Raw genomic sequence first — 18,273 nt, forward strand, 5'->3', positions numbered from 1 at the left:
AGTCTAACTAGCAAATTATTTGACCGCTTTTTTTAAGTCCGCTTAATGATGCTCATGAGCAATTTTTAAAATAGCCACATCAAAGAGGTAATCTTTATCATACGTTCCTGTCTTAATGGCATAATCTGTCTCAATCAAAACAGCAATAGCTTTTTTCAAGAAAGTCATTGACAGTGTGCGTGAATCACGCACAGCAAATTTGACTTGATAAGGATTGACACGGCGTCCAAGATAATCAGACAAGGTTGCTACCATCTGCTGCTCTGTCTTTCCTTGACTGGCTAAGATGCTGACTTGCAAAAACATACGAAATTGCCCTAGCATAATAGCAATCAACTTGATTTCATCTTCACCTTGCAAGCGCAAATCACGAATCAAGTCACGCGCCTCGTCGATTTTGCCATTCAAGACAAACTGCGTCAAGTCAAGAATATTATCCTGAAGCGTTTTAGGAATGGCTTGATTAATATCATCTGCCGTGATATGACCATCTTTTTTATAAGATTTCAAAAAAGCAATGTTTTTCAAAATCTCACTAAAATCATAATTGGATTTCAAAAGCAAAGCCTCAAAAACACCTGAATCAAAGGTCAGATTTTCTTTGTGAGCTAATTTTTGGAAATAAGTCTTTAGCTCTGCTTCTTTTAATTCACTCGCTTCAAAAATCTGCGCATCACGTTTAAGAATTTTCACCAAGCGACGTTTGCCATCTAATTTTCCTGGGGCAAAAATAATCAAGCGTGTCGTGTCCAAAGGATTTTCCAAATATGCCTCAAAACGTTTGAGTGCCTTATCATCCAAATAAGACTTCTTAGCCGTCGTGATATCAAGCAGATTATCAAAAATAACCACTTTTTGATCTGCAAAAAACGGTAAGCTTTCAAGATCCATCTCAGCATCTTGGTAATCAACCTCAGCCATATCAAAATAAGAATAAGTCAAATCATCCTTATCATATCCCACGCGCTCCATCATACGCTCTTTTAGCTGAGAAAATTGTCCCAAATCCTCACCCGTTACCACCGTAATCAAGCTAAGATTTTCTTTTCGTAATTTATCAATTTCTTCGATTGCAATCATAAAGATATTATAACAAAAACAGCCACAAATCGACTACTGTTTTTCGTGTGCTATCACTTTTAAATCATCTCACCGTTTCAATTTTCCAGTGGTTTAATCCTCTAAAGCGGATAGCACCTTGTTCATCAGTACGGTAAATAGTCATGTTTTGTGCTTGAAAGCGTTCAAGCGTTTCTTGATGAGGATGCTTGTAGCGGTTATTTTGTCCTGCGGAAATCAGAGCAACTTGCGGTGAAATATGCTCTAGAAATTCTGGGCTCGACGACCCTTTTGAACCGTGGTGCCCTGCTTTTAAGACATCAACTGGCAGATTGGGGTAAGTTGCTATCATCTGTTGCTCGCCCTCTTCTTCCAAGTCTCCTGTAAACAAAAAATTCTTGCCCAGAAGATTGCCATAAAGCACCACAGAATCATTATTTCCACCGTCACCAACAGCATTTGGATAGAGCACCTGCAAGTGACTTCCCATAATTGGCAAGTTATCTCCTGCAGAAACTGCGTGAACTGGCGTCTTCATTTGTCGAAGTTTAACCACAAAATCTGGCTTTGTGAGACTTCCTGGACTCACCAGGACTTGACCAATTTTCAGCTCTTTTGCGACTTCCAGCATATCACCCATATGGTCTGTATCCGTGTGCGTCAAAACCAACTGGTCAATTTTACCAATTCCTCGACTTTTCAGATAAGGAATCAGTGTCCGCTCAGCATTGCTATCAGCTAAGCGCTTTTGCCACGATTTTTTCTCACTAAAACTCACTTTTCCTCCGACATCAATTAACAGCGTATGCCCTTTAACATCACGCACAAAAATACTATCTCCCTGACCAATGTCAACCACCGTCACTTCATTTTCCAGCGGATGCTTGATTTGGAAAAATAGCAAAGCTACTAAGCTAAAAAGGAAAAATGCCACTTTTTTACGTTGATAACAGTCATAGAGAAGCCCTATTGTTAAAAGTAATAGCAACAAAATTCCTAGACTTGGTCTGCCAAAAACGAGTGGGGTGCCAATCAGCGACTTACTAAATTTGATGATAGTTTCCAAAAAAACAAAAAATGGATTTAACGCGGTAATTTTAACCAGAGGTGATAAAAGAAAAACAAAGGTCAAAACAGGTAAGATAAGCGTATCAAAAGCCAGTGAAAAAATAGCTGTTAAAAGCAGCGACAAGGGTTGAAATACTGAGAAGAAATATAGCAAAACCGGTAAACTTCCCAGCGAAATCGCCAAACATTCTGTAAGGATTTTTCGATAATGACTAAGCTCATCGAAATCAATAAAACTCAGGATAAAAGCGTAAGTAAACGAAAGAATGCCTCCCGTCGTCAGTAGAAAATTTGGCATCAAAATAAAAAGGGTCATTAAAGTAAAGGCAAGATTATCTAATTTTTTTATGCCAAGATTTGCAAAAGCAGACTGAATAAGGCTCCGAACAACTGAAACCGAAAAGCCTGTCAAGCCAGCATATACAAGTGAAAACGGGATTTGCAGTATGTCCACATAATCTCGCCGTAACCCAAGACGTAAAAAGATAAAACGAAAAAGTCCCACAAAAAAGCCCACCTGCATACCAGACAGAGCAAAAAGATGAATAATCCCTAAACTCGTGTATACATCACTCATCTCATCAAAAGACTTATCCAAATATCCAAACAAAAGGCCAGTCATATAATGTTGCATTGGGGCAGGAAAATTCCTTTGAATACTGACAATCGCCTGTCTTCTAAGTTCATGTAGTCGTTCAAAAAAACTTAAAGAGCTCTGCTGTCTCATTTCAGTAATCGAAGAAAGATTAGCAATCCGATAAATGCCTTCATGTTTAAGGTAAGTGCGGTAATCAAAACCACCAAAATTCCGCTGTGGCGTTGCCTCTTCTAAATCCACCTGCCCTGATAAAAGCACTGTTTGATTAAGATTTTTAAAAAATTCCTGCTCTTTTTCTGACTTCAAGGTATAAAAAACTTGATAAGTCTGCCCAGCCTCCTTCCCTCGAAAAGATAACAAATCACCATTAACCGAAATCGTATCAGGAATTATCTGGATTTTTGTTAAATGAGCTGGTGCTGCTTGATAAGCCTGTTCTGTCTGATTAGACTTAGTCAGGAAAAAAATCGCAAAGAAAGCCAAGCACAGTGAAATCTGACACCAAACTTTCCACCCGTAATGTCGCCATAAAAACAGCAAGGCTAACAGGAGTAAAATCAGACATAACACCACTTTTTCAAAACAAAAATAATAAAATAAAGTGAGCAAAAAAGCCAATTGAATTGGCTTAATGGGAAAATGCTTAATCAACAGTCACCTCTGCTTTTAATTTTTCCAAAGTCTTCTCACCAATGCCAGAAACATTTTTCAAGTCATCAACGGATGAGAACCCACCATTGGCATCACGATAATCAATGATATCTTGCGCACGTTTAGCCCCAATGCCAGAAATAGTTTGAAGTTCTTCTGTAGTTGCGGTGTTAAGATTGATTTGCGCTGAGCTGTCACCTTGTACCCCGCTAGCTGTCGTTGGTTTAGCTTGAGAAGGTGTGCTTGCTGGTGTGACTTCTTCACCAATTTTTGCCACATAGACAACCGCTTCGTCAGCTAATTTTTCAGCTAAATTGACTGACTTCTTATCAGCATCATCTGTAAATCCGCCAGCTTTTTTGACCAAATCCGTAACACGGCTGCCTGATGATAATTCATAAACACCTTCATTTTTAACCGCACCCTTGATATCGATAAAAATTTTGCCAGAATAATCTTGAGAACGTGATGTCATAGTCTTTGTCTTTGATGGTTCAAGACTTGAACTTGCTGGGATACTACTAGAAAGCGCAGGTAAATCACTTTGTAGCTGCGCTTGTGGTCTAGTCATACTAGACCAAGCAAAGAATGCCACAAGCATAACAAGCACCGTTCCTAAAACCGCCGCTACCGTCTTATGTTCCAAAAGTCTTTCTTTCATCTCTTCAATCATCCTATTACCTCACCTTTTTAGCATTAGAAAAGGGCTCCTCGGAGCCCTTACTTAATTATTCGAAAAAAACTCGGAAAATGCGAGCTTTTTCTCATTTATTTCATTTTACGGTGTTTATCAGGATCCCAGACAAAGCTTGCAATGTAGCTAAAGAGTAATGTCAAAAGAACAACGACAATAGCTACCAAACCAAGTGGAACACGATAAATGTATGTCAATGGATTTGGTTTTTTATCGATGTGGTAAGTTGCATTTTCAGCATCCAAGCGGTCAAATTCAGTTTGAATACGGTTGGCAACTTCTTCAATACCTTCGTCATTCATACGTTTGATATCAGAAATATCAATTGGGTTACCAAAGTTCATGTCAACACGTTCACCAGTCAAAAGACCTTTTAATTGCATTGGTCCTGCGTAAACAACTGGCATGATTTTAACTTTTGCCATTTTAGCAATGACGGCTACCCCACCTTTAACATCTGTTGAGTGACGACTTCCACTTGGAAACATGACAAGTGAACGATTACTTTTTTTCAACATGTTAATCGGATATTTGATAGCTTTTTGACCAGGATTTTCACGGTCAATTGGAAAAGCACCACACATGCGAATCCACCAACCAAAGATACGATTTGTGAACAATTCCTTTTTAGCCATGAAAATGAATTGTTTTGGACGAGCAGCGAAAGCCATATAAACAGGGTCCCACCATGTACGGTGTGGTGCAACCAAAATATAGTTTTCATCTTTGCTCAAAATTTTGTCTTCATTGTGATAATGGGCATTACCATTGATAATCCAAAGAAGGAAAACCACTAGCCCGCGTAAATAAGTATAAAACACAGATTTACTCCTTTTTTTCTCATTACCTTACATTGTACCATGCTTAAGCGGTTTTAGAAAGTAAAAATTAACGACCTCGCTAGTGAGAACACGCAAAATCTGCTATAATAAATGTCATGACTAAATCAATTTTAAAAGAAGGTGAGCGTATTGATCAGCTCTTTTCGACAGATGTAAAAATTATTCAAAATAGAGAGGTTTTCAGCTATTCTATCGACAGTGTCCTCTTGTCACGTTTTCCAAAAATCCCATCACGTGGCTTGATTGTTGACCTCTGCTCTGGAAATGGTGCCGTTGGACTTTTTGCCAGCACCCGCACTAAAGCGCCAATTATCGAAGTTGAAATTCAGGAGCGCTTAGCTGACATGGCAGAGCGTTCAATTCACTTGAACCACCTAGAAGACCAAGTGCAGATGATTAACGATGATTTGAAAAATTTGTTAAATCACGTGCCGCGAACTGGTGTTGACTTAATTCTCTGCAATCCTCCTTATTTCAAGGTTTCAGAGACTTCTAAGAAAAATGTATCTGAACACTATCTTCTAGCTAGACACGAAATCACAACAAACCTTGAAGAAATTTGTGACATTGCAAGACACACTCTAAAATCAAATGGAAGACTTGCTATGGTGCACAGGCCAGATCGTTTTCTAGACATCATCGATACCATGAGACAGTACAATCTAGCACCAAAACGCATCCAATTCGTTTACCCAAAAATGGGAAAAGATGCCAATATGTTACTTATTGAAGCCATCAAAGATGGTTCAACTGACGGTCTAAAAATCCTTCCACCACTCTTTGTTCACAAAGAAAATGGCGAGTATACCGACGATATTTTTGAAATCTATTATGGAAAAAACGGAAAGAAAGACTAAAAAAGCTTATATGTACGTGGTAGAGTGCGCAGACGGTACACTCTACACTGGCTACACTACTGATGTAGAACGCCGCATCAAAACGCATAATGCAGGTAAAGGCGCTAAATACACAAAAAGCCGCTTACCTGTCAGACTCATTTATCAAGAAAGTTTTGATAGCAAAGAAGCCGCCATGTCCGCAGAAAGCTATTTTAAACAAAAAACACGACAACAAAAACTCGATTATATTAACGAACACAAAGCTTAACCAAAAACGCACCCTGCTCAAGCAGAGTGCGTTTTACTATTATCTTTCCCCTTTGTTACGGATAACAAAACCATTTTTCTTCTCGCTAGATGTGCGATGAGGACGTTTGTTATCTTTATTTTGGAAATCGCGTTTGTTTTTAGATGATGTGCGTTTGAAATCGCGGTAGCCGTTGTCACGGTCATCACGTTTGCGATCACGTCCGCCGCGGCGGTTATCACGTCCACGGCCATTATTTCCACGTCCACCTTTACGGTTGTTAAAGCCACCACCTGAAGGTTTGAATGGCAATGGTTTTTCACGCGCAATTTCAACTTTCGGAAGAGTTTCAGGGTCTTTAACGGTTAAGCTCAAGATGTAAAGTGCCAACTCCTCTGGTGTGAATTCTGCAGCCAATTTAACCGCATCGCCTTTGAATTTATCAAAGTTATTACGGATAGTTTCATCAGCAAAATCACGTTCAATTTTCTTAAGAGCAACTTTTTTCTTAGCTTTGAAGGCTTCATCAGCAGTTGCTGGTTTCAAACCTTTCATACGTTTTTTCGTCAATTTTTCAATGATTGACAAGTAACCCATTTCATTTGGAGCAACAAAAGTAATAGATTGACCGTGTTTACCTGCACGTCCAGTACGTCCAATACGGTGTACGTAACTTTCTGGATCTTGTGGGATATCATAGTTATAAACGTGTGTAACCCCTGAAATATCAAGACCACGCGCTGCAACGTCAGTCGCAACAAGGATATCAATATTGTCATTTTTGAAATCTCGAAGGACACGAAGGCGTTTACCTTGGTCAAGGTCACCGTGAATACCTTCTGCACGGTAGCCGCGCAATTTCAAACCACGTGTCAATTCATCTACACGACGTTTTGTACGTCCAAAGACAATTGACAATTCAGGTTGATCAACGTCCATAAGACGTGTCATTGTATCAAATTTATCTTGTTCTTTAACACGAATGTAGTATTGATCGACAAGATCAGTAGTCAATTCTTTAGCAGCTACTTTTACGTGCTCAGGATTTTGCATAAATTTAACCCCAATACGTTTGATTGCTTCAGGCATTGTAGCTGAGAAAAGAAGTGTTTGACGTGTCTCAGGCACGCGGCTGATAATAGCTTCAATATCTTCCAAGAATCCCATGTTAAGCATTTCATCTGCTTCATCAAGAATCAATGTTTCTACGTGTTCAAGTTTTAAAGCTTTACGTTTAATCAAATCAAGCAAACGGCCTGGTGTTCCGACAACAATATGAGCACCTGAACGAAGAGCTTTAATTTGTTTTTCAATGCTTGAACCGCCGTAAACTGAACGGACTTTAACACCTTTTTCACGACCAAAACGGAACAATTCTTCTTGACCTTGAACCGCTAATTCACGTGTTGGAGCGATAACCAAGGCTTGAACAAGATTACGACTTGTATCAATTTTATCCAAGGTTGGTAAACCAAAGGCAGCTGTTTTCCCTGTACCAGTTTGCGCTTGTCCGATAACATCCTTACCTTCCAATGCCAAAGGAATTGTTAATTCTTGGATTGGAGATGGCTCAACAAAGCCTGCTTTTTCTACAGCAGCAAGGATTGCTTCCGATAAGTTAAGTTCTGTAAATTTCAAATTTTTCTCTTTTCTAAAAGGCAGTGCGAAGCTGCCTTATTAAACTTTAGTTTCGTTGTTTAACAACTTAACTAGTGTAACACATTCTAGGTCAAAAAGATAGGAAACAGTTTCATTTATTATGATTAACACGTTTTCACAGTGTCAATTATTTAAATATTCTGTAAAAAAGTTATTAATGCATTTTTGGATGATTTTTAAGTTTTCTTTAAGGTATAATAGATAAAATGTAAACATCCTAAAACTTTTCTTTTTCATAATCTCAAGGAAACAGCTCTGATTCGTCAGTGCTGTTTTTTTTATGCTAATAACCAAAAAAGCCTGAGCAATGCTCAGACTTTTTATTATTACATTTTTTCTTCCAAATCAACATCTGGGTATTTATCCGCAAACCAACGAAGTGCAAAGTCGTTTTCGAAAAGGAAAACAGGTTGATCGAAACGGTCTTTAGCTAAGATATTTCGGCTTGAAGACATGCGTTCGTCAAGATCTTCTGGCTTAATCCAACGAACAGTCTTTTTACCCATTGGCGTCATAACAACTTCAGCGTTGTATTCATTTTCCATACGGTGTTTGAAGACTTCAAACTGCAATTGACCTACCGCACCAAGCATGTATTCGCCTGTTTGGTAGTTTTTATACAATTGAATAGCCCCTTCTTGCACCAATTGTTCAATCCCTTTGTGGAATGATTTTTGTTTCATGACGTTTTTAGCAGCAACTTTCATGAACAATTCTGGTGTGAAGGTTGGTAGTGGTTCAAATTCGAATTTGTTTTTACCGACAGTCAAGGTATCACCAACTTGGTAAGTTCCTGTATCGTAAACCCCGATAATATCACCAGCAACGGCATTTTCAACATTTTCACGTGATTCAGCCATAAATTGAGTCACGTTTGATAATTTCACTGATTTTTTCGTACGTGCTAAGTTAACGCTCATGCCACGTTCAAATTCACCTGATACGATACGAACAAAGGCAATACGGTCACGGTGACGTGGGTCCATATTTGCTTGGATTTTGAAGACAAATCCTGAGAAATCTTTATCGTAAGGATCGATTTCATTACCTTCAGTTGTTTTGTGACCATGTGGTTCTGGAGCAAATTTCAAGAAAGTATCTAGGAAAGTTTGCACACCGAAGTTTGTAAGGGCAGAACCGAAGAATACTGGTGTCAAATCACCAGACAAGATAGCTTCTTCTGAAAATTCATTTCCTGCTTCTTCTAGCAACTCAACATCTTCCAAAACTTGTTGGTAGAATGGGTTGTTAGCAAAAAGTTTATCCCCTTCTTCCAAATCCGCAAAACGTTCATCACCTTTGTAAAGTTCCAAACGTTTGTTGTACAAGTCGTAAAGCCCTTCGAATGATTTCCCCATACCGATTGGCCAGTTCATTGGATAACTTGCAATACCAAGCACTTCTTCCAATTCTTCCAAAAGGTCAAGTGGTTCACGACCATCACGGTCAAGTTTGTTAATAAAAGTGAAAACTGGAATGTTACGGTGTTTTACAACTTCAAATAGTTTTTTAGTTTGTGCTTCGATACCTTTGGCCGAATCGACAACCATAACCGCAGCATCCACAGCCATAAGCGTACGGTAAGTATCTTCAGAGAAGTCCTCGTGCCCTGGCGTATCAAGGATATTCACACGTTTACCAGCGTAGTCAAATTGCATCACTGATGATGTAACAGAGATACCACGTTGTTTTTCGATATCCATCCAGTCGGATTTAGCAAAGTTACCTGTTTTTTTACCTTTTACGGTACCTGCTTCACGGATTTCTCCACCAAAATAAAGTAATTGCTCTGTAATTGTCGTTTTACCAGCATCCGGGTGACTGATGATGGCAAATGTACGACGTTTTTTAATGTCATCTTGAATTGTCATTTTATTTCCTTATTAATCTTAATTATCTCTTTAAAAACGTATCACTCATTAACGATTATAGTGGCTACATTGGTCCACTCCTTTTTCACTGCAATACAAAAATAGAGCCATGGACTCCCATGACTCTATTATTATAACGAAAATTAAACGCTATTTCAATATTTCTCCTCTAGCTTATCACCAGAAACCGCAAAATAATTCAGCAATAAGATAGTGCAAATTTCAACACTTGCTCCATAATGTTCCATAGTACCAATAAAGAATGTCAACAAGAAAAGCAAGGTATGGAAAAGCGTGAACTTTTTACCTTTTAATTGAACCAATAAGAAGGTTGGATACATGCAGAAAAGAATAATCCCCTGACGCAAAAGCGCATCAACATAGAAACTATCATCATACATTGGAACACCGTTAATCTCTGTAAATGTTGGAATATTTCTCGGCATCCAATTGAGACCAAATTGTTCCAGATACGCATGACCGATGCCAGTTCTTCCAGTAAATAGATGATTCAATGTAACAAAAATAGGATTATCTGGTGTAAAATATCTCGGTAAAGCAAGCCCAAGCGCAAACATTCCTATAACAAATGGCATGATAACATATCCTGAAACTTTAATTTTCGATAACATTGGTTTCAAGAAATAACACAAGATAATACCAAGTGCAATGAAAAATGATGTTCTTGAATCCGTCACTGAAAAGACAAGCAAAGCTGCTAACAACATGATTATTCCACCATCAAAGCGATAAGGCTTTCTAAGCAGTGAAAAATCATAAATTAAAGTAATGAAAAACATTCCAAGTGAGTTTGGATGCATAAAGCCATAAGAGTGCCTTACAATATCTGTATGTGGTCTTATTCCAGAGACATCATGAATAAGATGTCCATTGTAAGCCAATAAAACCATAATAGCCACGACTAGCTTGAAATAAAAGAGTGCAGTGATTAAATTATCATCATCTTTATCAACACTTACCGACAATAAAAAGAAGACAATCATGCTTAAATCATCTATTGCTGTATCAAGATAGCCTGATGGGGGCAAAAGAATCATAAATGCGAGAGCAAAAATTCCAGCTAAAATTTTAGCAATTGAAAAACCTGTTCGACGGAAGTTCCATAAATAAATAGCAAATCCACCAATAATTGACAGGCTAGACATAAACAGGAAGACATGTTGTGGAAACGGGTAACGTTTTAAAAACCACGCTAAAAATAAAATACAACATTCAAGGAAATACAACGCTCGGTAGATAACAACCGAGTCTTTATTTCCCTCCTTAACACTTTTCTCTACCATCTCCACCTCACTAGTTTTCCAATGCTTCTACAACTTTAGCGAGATGCATTGAATTACTACCTTTCAGTAAGATTTGGTCAGCTGGTTGTAAAACTGTTTTAACCGTTTTTAGCATATCATCGAATTGATCTTCATCAGCTGTTTTCTTAAAGTAATAAACTTTACCTAGTGGGAACATTTGACTAGCAAGTTGCGCCAGTTCAGCAATGTCTTCACCGTAGAAAATAAGAGTGTCTAATGTTTCAGGTGACAAACTCATAATCATGCGCTTGTGAAGTTCGACAGATTGCTCACCTAATTCTTTCATATCAGCAAGCACAGCAATTTTTTTACCACCTTCATTAGCAGGAATTTTAGAGAATGTTTCTAAAATCAAACGCATTGCTGTTGGATTAGCATTGTAGACATCTGACAGGATATCTGCACCATTAGCCGCTTTTTTCCATTCTGTGCGGTTACGTGTTAATTCGATGTTTTCTAAGGCTTCAACAATATCATCATCTGAAATCGCCAATAACTTACCAACATAAGCTGCTACCATGGCATTTGTAGCATTGTATTTTCCTGGAACAGGAAGTGTAATTGGACGGTCAATTACATTGGTTGTAAAAGTAAGCGAATCTTTGCTTTCTTGCAAATCTTTGACAAAAATCTCAGCACCGTCTCCGAAACGAATCACCATTTGACTTTCTGGTAAGTAAGGATCAACAATTGAGTCAACTGGTGCAATCAAAATACCATCTGAGTCCATACCGTCAACGATTTGAAGTTTACCTTTGGCAATTTTCTCACGGCTGCCAAAGAATTCCAAGTGAGCCTCACCAATCAAAGTCACAACACCGATATGTGGCTTAGCCAGTTCTGACAAGAGATGAATATCACCCATGTGATCTTGTCCCATTTCAAGGACAATTTTTTCTGTATCATCTGGCATGTGAAGTGCTGTATAAGGTAAACCAATTTCATTATTGTAATTACCTTGTGTTTTGTATGTTTTATATTCTGTTGAAAGTACCGCAGCAATCATGTCTTTGGTTGTTGTTTTACCATTTGACCCTGTTACTGCAATCACATCAACGCGTTGTTTTTCAAGATAATAACTTGCTAGAGCTTGGAAAGCTTCTAAACAATCGTCAACTAAAATATAAGGATGACCTTCTACTTCGCGCTCTGAAAAAGTTGCAACAGCTCCATTTTCAAAAGCTGTTTCAATAAAGTCATGTCCATCACGCGCACCCTTTAGAGGTAAGAACAAATCGCCTTTTTCAATCTTGCGACTATCAAATTCAATTTGTCTCAGAGGAACGTCATCAAAATCCGAAATAGTGTTCTTTGCGCCAACAACTTTGGCGACTTCATGTAAATTAAGTTTCATTTTTTATTATCTCCATTATAAAAAGAGCCTTTTGGCTCCTCTTATTATATCACAAAATAAAGTGCTCTCAAGCATTTTCCTTATGGACCTTAGAATGATTCTTCCACCATGAAGATAAAATCGATCCAGAAATATTATGCCAAATTGAAAAAATCGTTGAAGGAATAGCTGCTTGAGGAACAAAATACTTCATTGCTAAAGTTGCACCTAAACTTGAGTCCTGCATTCCCACCTCAAATGTAATAGCTTTTTGTTGTGGTTCTTTCAAATGAAGAAGTTTTGAAAAGGCAAAACCAAGACTATAACCACATAAATTATGTAGCATAACAACCGGAATAACTAGCGCTGTTGCAGTCGTAAAAATATTAGCATGGTTAGCAGAAACAACAGCTCCAATAATCAAAAGAATCGCTACTTGTGAGATTAGAGGCATCAACTGAATAATGGTATTAATTTTTTTACCTAAAAGTGTATGAACTAACACCCCTAAAATGATTGGCACAACAACAATTCTTAAAGTTGAAAGAAAAAGACTTGCTGCTGGTACAGCAATAAATTGCCCTGCTAAAATCGATAACAATAAAGGAAGCATAATTGGCGCAAGAAGTGTTGAAAGAATTTCAATAGAAACATCCAAAGCAACATCTCCTCCTGACAAAAAAGCCATTACACTAGAAGACGTTCCACTAGGACAAGAACCAACTAAAATGACACCAGCTGCTGTTGCTCCTGTTAAATGAAAAAGATGACATAAAAGCCAAGCTAAACTTGGCATAATAATATAATGTGCCACTGTACCTAGAATGACAGGAATTGGACGTTTAGAAATACGAACAAAATCTTCAGTCTTAAGTGTCAGCCCCATCCCAAAAAGAATAATTCCCAACAAATACGATGTATTAGGGATAACCCAGGTACTAGTCTGAGGTAAGAGATAATTAAAGAAAGCCCAAATAATAACAACCAAGGTAAAACATTTACTAAGTTGTTTTGAAAAATCAGTTAGTTTTTCCATCATTTTCTCCTTAACTAAAAAGCTTTTTATCAGCAAAGCCTTTGATTTTTACAGCTTCATTATACGACTAATTTCAGAATTTTCAATCTTTTTACGTAATCATTTTCATTTATTTTCCAAGTCATATTCAAAAGAATCTTTTTTGTGATACAATAAACCTGTAAGGAGATAAAACCTTACACAGAGTAGATGATTCGCGTTAAGTGTGTGTGAATGGGATGTCGTCACACAACGAAGCAATTTGCGCGGTGAATCGTTGCATCCGCTGTTATTTTTTAACAGCTCCAGTTTTCAAATGTAAAAAGGAGCAAAAAATGAAAAACATTTTTCAAACACCAAAACTCACATCAAAGCGCCTCGTGACCCTAGCTATGCTAATTGCACTGGCATTCATTGTTGGAAAGTTTTCTATTCCAGTCATTCCAGAACAGTTGGTCGTAAGCTTTACTTTCATTGTCAATACTATTATCGGAATGGTTGCTGGCCCTATTTGGGGATTTATTAGTTTTGCCATTCTTGATGTCGTTGATAATCTCTTAAGCGGTCAAGGAAACTTTATTATCTGGTGGACTTTGATGGAAGCTGTTCAAGGATTTTTTTATGGACTTTTCTTCTATGGAAAAGAGCTCAAATGGTCAAATAAAAAAGATTGGCTTCACGTCACTCTGGCAGTACTTGTTACCATGCTGATTAGTACTTTTATCTTCACACCACTGCTTGTTCAGATTTATTTTCACGTTCCATTTTGGGCACAATATCTAGCAGGTCGCTGGTTAAAAATCTTTGAAATTCCAATTCGTATTATCGTCATCATGCTTGTTGTTCCAAGGTTGCAGCGCATCCCTGAACTACGCAAGCTTGCTAATTTATAAATCAAAAACCTCAGAGAGTTATCCCATCTCTGAGGTATTTTTTTGCAGCAAAAAAGCACCTAGCGGTGCTTTTTAGTTTTAAATTAAGTGGCTTTCGCGTTTTTCAAACATTTCTTTAGCCAACTCAACCAATTTTTCAATCAAGTCTGAGTAAGCAAGTCCCATGTTTTCCCAAAGAAGTGGATACATTGACCATTGTGTGAAACCAGGCATTGTGTTCAATTCATTAAGGTAAACATGACCATCTTCTGTCAAGAAGAAATCACAACGTGACAAACCACAGCCACCGATAGCACGAAAAGCTGTTGTTGCATAGCCACGCATTTCTTCCATAATGTCGCTATCAATATGAGCTGGAATATCCATGGTAATTTTGTTATCGATGTATTTAGCATCGTAATCGTAGAAAGCAACGTCTTTAACAACTTCACCAGGAAGTGTTGTCTTCACGTCAGCATTTCCCAAAATACCAACTTCGATTTCTCGAGCGTTAACACCAGTTTCGATAAGAATACGGCTATCATATTTAAGAGCAAAGTCAATAGCTGAGCGAAGTGCTGCTTCATCTTCAGCTTTTGAGATACCTACTGAAGAACCCATGTTAGCTGGTTTAACAAAGACAGGGTATGTCAATTTGTCATTTACTTCTGCTACGGCTGCATCAAGATCAGAACCTTCAACATAAGTCACGTAAGGAACAAGTGGAACTCCTGCAGATTCAAGGACATGTTTTGTTGAAATTTTGTCCATTGCAACACTTGATGACAAAATGTTAGTTCCAACATAAGGCATTTTAAGAACTTCAAGGAAACCTTGGACAGAACCGTCTTCACCCATTGGTCCGTGAAGAACTGGGAATACTACTGCGCCAGGTTCATAAATATCACTTGGTTTAATTTTTTGACTTTCAACAACTGTGTCGTTAGTCATCAATTTTTCATCATCAGCAGGTTTGCTAAAGAATTCTTGTGTTTTAATAAAATCACCAGATTTTGTGATGAAGTAAGTTTTCACAAAGAATTTATCATAATTAATCGCACGCATGACGCTTTCAGCTGATAAAACAGATACTTCACGTTCCGCAGAACGTCCACCATAAAGTAAAACAAGCGTTTCTTTTGCCATAAACTTTAATTACCTGAACAGAAAAAAGGTACCAAGTTTTAATATACTTAATAACATTTTTCATCGAACCAAGAAGCCTCACAAAATAAGCCAAATCTCAGTTCAAGTTCAATTCCTTTTCTATTACAATTTCCTAATTATCATACCACAAAAGAAGCCTCCTTTCAAACAAGATTGGGCATTAGATGGAAGAAAAGATGACAAAGAAAAAAGCAGCATTTCGCTGCTTTTCTCGTATCCTACAATTCTGTTCGGTTTTCGATGGCACGAAGTAGGGTAACTTCATCGGCATATTCGATATCTGAACCTACCGCTAATCCACGCGCCAAGCGTGTTACTTTGATTCCTGCAGGTTTTAGGACACGTGAGATATACATAGATGTTGCTTCACCATCTGCGGTGGCGTTGGTTGCAATAATAACCTCACTAACCTCACTATCCATTAAACGTGTAATCAATGACTTCAAATTAATATCATCAGGACCGACACCATTCATCGGTGAAATAAGCCCGTGTAAGACATGATAAAGTCCGTGATATTCTTGGATTTTTTCCATAGCTGAGACATCTTTTGAATCCTCAACCACCAAAATCACTGAACGATCACGTGTCTGATCATTACAAATTTGGCAAGGATCTTCATCAGTCAAATTCCCGCACACTGAACAATAAGTTAATTCTCGTTTTGCAGCCAACAAGTTTTTAGCAAATTCATTCACGTCTTCATCAGACATACCAATCGTGTAAAAGGCCAAACGCGTCGCCGTTTTAATCCCGATTCCTGGTAACTTTGTAAAACTATCAATTAGCTTTGCAATCGGTGTTGGATAAAGCATTTTTTCTCCTTTCTTCTGATAAAGTCACGAGCCGACCTTCGCCGACTCGAACTTCTTTTTTATTTATTAGCGTATGTTGACATGTACAAGTTAATAATGTCACGCGCAATTAATTGGTTAGGGTGATTATCATCACTTGTCAAGTGAGGGATGATAACCGCAACCGCAATTTTAGAATCATCATTTTTTGAGTAATCGTAAGCAAGAACACTCAAGTTTACTGTTGTCACAACATTACCATTACCATCTTCTTTGTAAGTTTCGGCAGTACCTGTTTTACCAGCGATAGTGACATTTCCACGCATGTGAGTACCAGTAGCATAACCACTTGTACTATTTACCACTTGATAGAAACCTTGTTGAAGAAGAGCCATTTCATCACTTGAAATATTAACTTTGTTTAAAACATTAGTATCAATCGTTTTAGACAAGTTGCCAAGTCCTGTTGTGCCATCATTATCATAAACACTATCGACAATGTGTGGTGCAACACGGTTACCACCATTTGCGACTGTTGCAGCGTACTGAGCAAGTTGCATTGGTGTGTAAGAATCGTACTGACCGAAGGCTTCTGTTAAGACATTACCAGGGCTGTAATCTTCTGAGAGGTAACCAGTCGTTGTTTCTGGCAAATCCATTCCAGTGCTTGTTCCTAAACCATATTCGGCATAGGTAGCACGAAGTTCTTCCATAGCTTCTTTTGTTCCAGTTGTGGCAAGTGCCATTCCAGAATAATATTCTTGCCCCATCATTTTAAGAGCAACTTGAACCATGTAAGTATTTGAAGAGTACTCAAGGGCTTGAACAGCTGTGATATTCGTTGCCCCACTACCTGTGAACCACGATTTAATGGCTGGAGAGCCAGCAAGATTGATTGACTGGTCGGCAATGACTTGGTTACCAGAAATCGCATTATTTTCCCAACCTGAACTGATAGTTGCAGCTTTGACAACTGACCCTGGAACAAAGAGGTCATTAATTGTTCCAAGAGCGTCTAGAGTTGTTGTTGATGAACCAGTGTCATGCGACAAACCAGCCATGGCTAAAATAGCTCCTGTTTGAGGATTCAATGCAACAGCATAGGCACCTTCTGAATAAGTAGCAAAACCAGCAGCGATTGAGGCTCCGTAATACTGATTCAAAATATTTTCGACACCTGATTGAAAATCAGAGTTAACAGTCAACTTCAAATTCTTACCAGCTTTACCTTCGCTAGTAACATCATCTGCCACAACGTTACCATTCTTATCGGTAGTGATTTCACGAACTGTGTGTGTTCCTTGCAAATCATCTTCATAAGCTTTTTCAAGATAAGATGTTCCGACACGGTCATTCATCGAATAACCTTTAGCTAGATATTCTTCTGCCTCTTCAGCTGGCAAACCTGATTGTTTTGAAGAAACTGTACCAATAAGGGTTGATAGAGAACCTGTTGATGTTTGACGATCCCAATCAGTTGCAATCGAAATGCCTGATAATTTAGAACGGTTAGCTGTGATATAAGCAATTTGCTCATCTGTCAAATCACCAGTCGTCAAGTTAACCGTACTGAAAGTTGAGGCAGCATTCATCTGACTGAAAATGTACACCAACTTCAATTCGTCTTCTGAATAATTAATCTCATCATCCGTTACAGCCTTGACAGCATTGGCATAAACTTTTGATTCTGTTAAGTTATTACCATAATTATCATATTTTTGATTATTTGGAAGACTCTTGACTACCTTAGCATAAGTGTCTGAATCAGCTAAATAATAATCTTTTTTCTGACGTGTTGTAACATTTGTTTCTGTAAAATCAACCAAGGTCGATAGCGTTTTTGCCAAGTTTTTCATTTCCTCAGCAGTGATGGTATTACTACGTGTGAAAGCAACGACCTGTTTAACATTATTTGATACTAATAGATTGCCTGCGGCATCAAAAATTTGACCACGAGGACTTGAGGACGTTACCTTGTAGGTAGTTGATGAATTTAACTTATCATCGTAAAAAGATTTATTTAAAATTTGCATCTGTGCCAATCTTAAAATAATAATTGAAAATAAGACGACGATAACTGCAAAAATCAAATAAATACGTTTTGTAATACTGGTTGTTTTTTTGGCAATTTTGATTTTGCTCAATCTCTTCTTAACTGACATTCTTTCCTCACAATTAAAAGCTTCGTTTTATATTTTATCACAATTTACTTAAAAGAGAGTGACACAAAATGTAAAAC

At 37.9% G+C, this 18,273-nt stretch carries 15 protein-coding genes and 1 riboswitch; of the genes, 3 read left to right on the forward strand and 12 right to left on the reverse strand.

Translation table 11 applies throughout. The annotated features are described in order from the left end of the window. Nucleotides 1–42 precede the first annotated feature (42 nt). The 4 genes from holA to SFC32_RS04570 all read right to left on the reverse strand — a co-directional run bounded on the left by holA (nucleotide 43) and on the right by SFC32_RS04570 (nucleotide 4,891). On the reverse strand, nucleotides 43–1,080 hold the full coding sequence (gene holA / locus SFC32_RS04555; protein WP_411049401.1) for a DNA polymerase III subunit delta: 1,038 nt from the start codon (nucleotides 1,078–1,080) through the stop codon (nucleotides 43–45). Between the two features lie 64 nt (nucleotides 1,081–1,144). After that, nucleotides 1,145–3,379, reverse strand: coding sequence for a DNA internalization-related competence protein ComEC/Rec2 (locus SFC32_RS04560; protein ID WP_411049429.1), 2,235 nt, complete (start codon nucleotides 3,377–3,379; stop codon nucleotides 1,145–1,147). Further along, nucleotides 3,369–4,049 carry a helix-hairpin-helix domain-containing protein gene (locus SFC32_RS04565; protein ID WP_411049400.1) on the reverse strand — a complete coding sequence of 227 codons (681 nt, stop codon included), beginning with the start codon at nucleotides 4,047–4,049 and terminating at the stop codon, nucleotides 3,369–3,371. The genes SFC32_RS04560 and SFC32_RS04565 overlap by 11 nt, the downstream gene beginning before the upstream one ends. 95 nt (nucleotides 4,050–4,144) lie before the next feature. Next, nucleotides 4,145–4,891, reverse strand: coding sequence for a lysophospholipid acyltransferase family protein (locus tag SFC32_RS04570; RefSeq protein WP_074559556.1), 747 nt, complete (start codon nucleotides 4,889–4,891; stop codon nucleotides 4,145–4,147). A 116-nt stretch (nucleotides 4,892–5,007) separates the two neighbouring features. Here SFC32_RS04570 and SFC32_RS04575 point away from each other — a divergent pair, with 116 nt between their 5' ends. Then, nucleotides 5,008–5,769, forward strand: a complete 762-nt coding sequence (locus tag SFC32_RS04575) for a tRNA1(Val) (adenine(37)-N6)-methyltransferase (protein ID WP_411049399.1) — start codon at nucleotides 5,008–5,010, stop codon at nucleotides 5,767–5,769. After that, nucleotides 5,744–6,019: a GIY-YIG nuclease family protein gene (locus SFC32_RS04580; protein WP_074601464.1), complete on the forward strand. Its 276-nt coding sequence runs from the start codon at nucleotides 5,744–5,746 to the stop codon at nucleotides 6,017–6,019. The genes SFC32_RS04575 and SFC32_RS04580 overlap by 26 nt, the downstream gene beginning before the upstream one ends. A gap of 39 nt (nucleotides 6,020–6,058) precedes the next feature. On the opposite strand, the gene SFC32_RS04585 is transcribed toward SFC32_RS04580, so the two are convergent. The 5 genes from SFC32_RS04585 to SFC32_RS04605 form a co-directional block, all read right to left on the reverse strand. Further along, nucleotides 6,059–7,636: a DEAD/DEAH box helicase gene (locus SFC32_RS04585; RefSeq protein ID WP_133018377.1), complete on the reverse strand. Its 1,578-nt coding sequence runs from the start codon at nucleotides 7,634–7,636 to the stop codon at nucleotides 6,059–6,061. Nucleotides 7,637–7,983: 347 nt separating this feature from the next. Then, nucleotides 7,984–9,528, reverse strand: a complete 1,545-nt coding sequence (locus SFC32_RS04590; protein WP_006531502.1) for a peptide chain release factor 3 — start codon at nucleotides 9,526–9,528, stop codon at nucleotides 7,984–7,986. A 155-nt stretch (nucleotides 9,529–9,683) separates the two neighbouring features. Next, nucleotides 9,684–10,832, reverse strand: coding sequence for a polymerase (locus SFC32_RS04595; protein WP_411049398.1), 1,149 nt, complete (start codon nucleotides 10,830–10,832; stop codon nucleotides 9,684–9,686). Nucleotides 10,833–10,842: 10 nt separating this feature from the next. Continuing rightward, nucleotides 10,843–12,207: a UDP-N-acetylmuramoyl-tripeptide--D-alanyl-D-alanine ligase gene (locus SFC32_RS04600; protein ID WP_411049397.1), complete on the reverse strand. Its 1,365-nt coding sequence runs from the start codon at nucleotides 12,205–12,207 to the stop codon at nucleotides 10,843–10,845. Between the two features lie 67 nt (nucleotides 12,208–12,274). Then, nucleotides 12,275–13,222 (reverse strand): bile acid:sodium symporter family protein, encoded by a 948-nt coding sequence (locus SFC32_RS04605; protein WP_411049396.1) that lies wholly within the window; start codon nucleotides 13,220–13,222, stop codon nucleotides 12,275–12,277. Between the two features lie 179 nt (nucleotides 13,223–13,401). Next, nucleotides 13,402–13,492, forward strand: a riboswitch (THF riboswitch). Nucleotides 13,493–13,536: 44 nt separating this feature from the next. Between SFC32_RS04605 and SFC32_RS04610 the strand changes: the two genes are divergently transcribed. After that, complete coding sequence (locus SFC32_RS04610) at nucleotides 13,537–14,094, forward strand: folate family ECF transporter S component (protein WP_411049395.1); 558 nt, start codon at nucleotides 13,537–13,539, stop codon at nucleotides 14,092–14,094. Between the two features lie 78 nt (nucleotides 14,095–14,172). On the opposite strand, the gene SFC32_RS04615 is transcribed toward SFC32_RS04610, so the two are convergent. The 3 genes from SFC32_RS04615 to pbp2b all read right to left on the reverse strand — a co-directional run bounded on the left by SFC32_RS04615 (nucleotide 14,173) and on the right by pbp2b (nucleotide 18,196). Further along, nucleotides 14,173–15,219 (reverse strand): D-alanine--D-alanine ligase, encoded by a 1,047-nt coding sequence (locus tag SFC32_RS04615; protein ID WP_006531508.1) that lies wholly within the window; start codon nucleotides 15,217–15,219, stop codon nucleotides 14,173–14,175. A gap of 239 nt (nucleotides 15,220–15,458) precedes the next feature. Then, a complete protein-coding gene (gene recR, locus SFC32_RS04620) occupies nucleotides 15,459–16,055 on the reverse strand; it encodes a recombination mediator RecR (RefSeq protein ID WP_014334442.1) in 597 nt (198 codons plus the stop codon). 59 nt (nucleotides 16,056–16,114) lie between these two features. Beyond that, the gene (gene pbp2b / locus SFC32_RS04625; RefSeq protein ID WP_411049394.1) at nucleotides 16,115–18,196 is read right to left on the reverse strand and encodes a penicillin-binding protein PBP2B; all 2,082 of its coding nucleotides are present in this window, start codon (nucleotides 18,194–18,196) and stop codon (nucleotides 16,115–16,117) included. Nucleotides 18,197–18,273 lie beyond the last annotated feature (77 nt).

This window comes from Streptococcus sp. TATVAM-FAB8, assembly GCF_046592795.1.
Taxonomy (GTDB): Bacteria; Bacillota; Bacilli; order Lactobacillales; family Streptococcaceae; genus Streptococcus; species Streptococcus ruminicola.

Bases quoted from the DNA above. Each gene is read 5' to 3' on its own strand.
- SFC32_RS04600 (WP_411049397.1), bottom strand. From the start codon at position 12,207: ATGAAACTTAATTTACATGAAGTCGCCAAAGTTGTTGGCGCAAAGAAC.
- SFC32_RS04565 (WP_411049400.1), bottom strand. From the start codon at position 4,049: ATGATTGAAGAGATGAAAGAAAGACTTTTGGAACATAAGACGGTAGCG.
- recR (WP_014334442.1), bottom strand. From the start codon at position 16,055: ATGCTTTATCCAACACCGATTGCAAAGCTAATTGATAGTTTTACAAAG.
- pbp2b (WP_411049394.1), bottom strand. From the start codon at position 18,196: ATGTCAGTTAAGAAGAGATTGAGCAAAATCAAAATTGCCAAAAAAACA.
- SFC32_RS04615 (WP_006531508.1), bottom strand. From the start codon at position 15,219: ATGGCAAAAGAAACGCTTGTTTTACTTTATGGTGGACGTTCTGCGGAA.
- holA (WP_411049401.1), bottom strand. From the start codon at position 1,080: ATGATTGCAATCGAAGAAATTGATAAATTACGAAAAGAAAATCTTAGC.
- SFC32_RS04575 (WP_411049399.1), top strand. From the start codon at position 5,008: ATGACTAAATCAATTTTAAAAGAAGGTGAGCGTATTGATCAGCTCTTT.
- SFC32_RS04580 (WP_074601464.1), top strand. From the start codon at position 5,744: ATGGAAAAAACGGAAAGAAAGACTAAAAAAGCTTATATGTACGTGGTA.
- SFC32_RS04595 (WP_411049398.1), bottom strand. From the start codon at position 10,832: ATGGTAGAGAAAAGTGTTAAGGAGGGAAATAAAGACTCGGTTGTTATC.
- SFC32_RS04610 (WP_411049395.1), top strand. From the start codon at position 13,537: ATGAAAAACATTTTTCAAACACCAAAACTCACATCAAAGCGCCTCGTG.
- SFC32_RS04590 (WP_006531502.1), bottom strand. From the start codon at position 9,528: ATGACAATTCAAGATGACATTAAAAAACGTCGTACATTTGCCATCATC.
- SFC32_RS04605 (WP_411049396.1), bottom strand. From the start codon at position 13,222: ATGGAAAAACTAACTGATTTTTCAAAACAACTTAGTAAATGTTTTACC.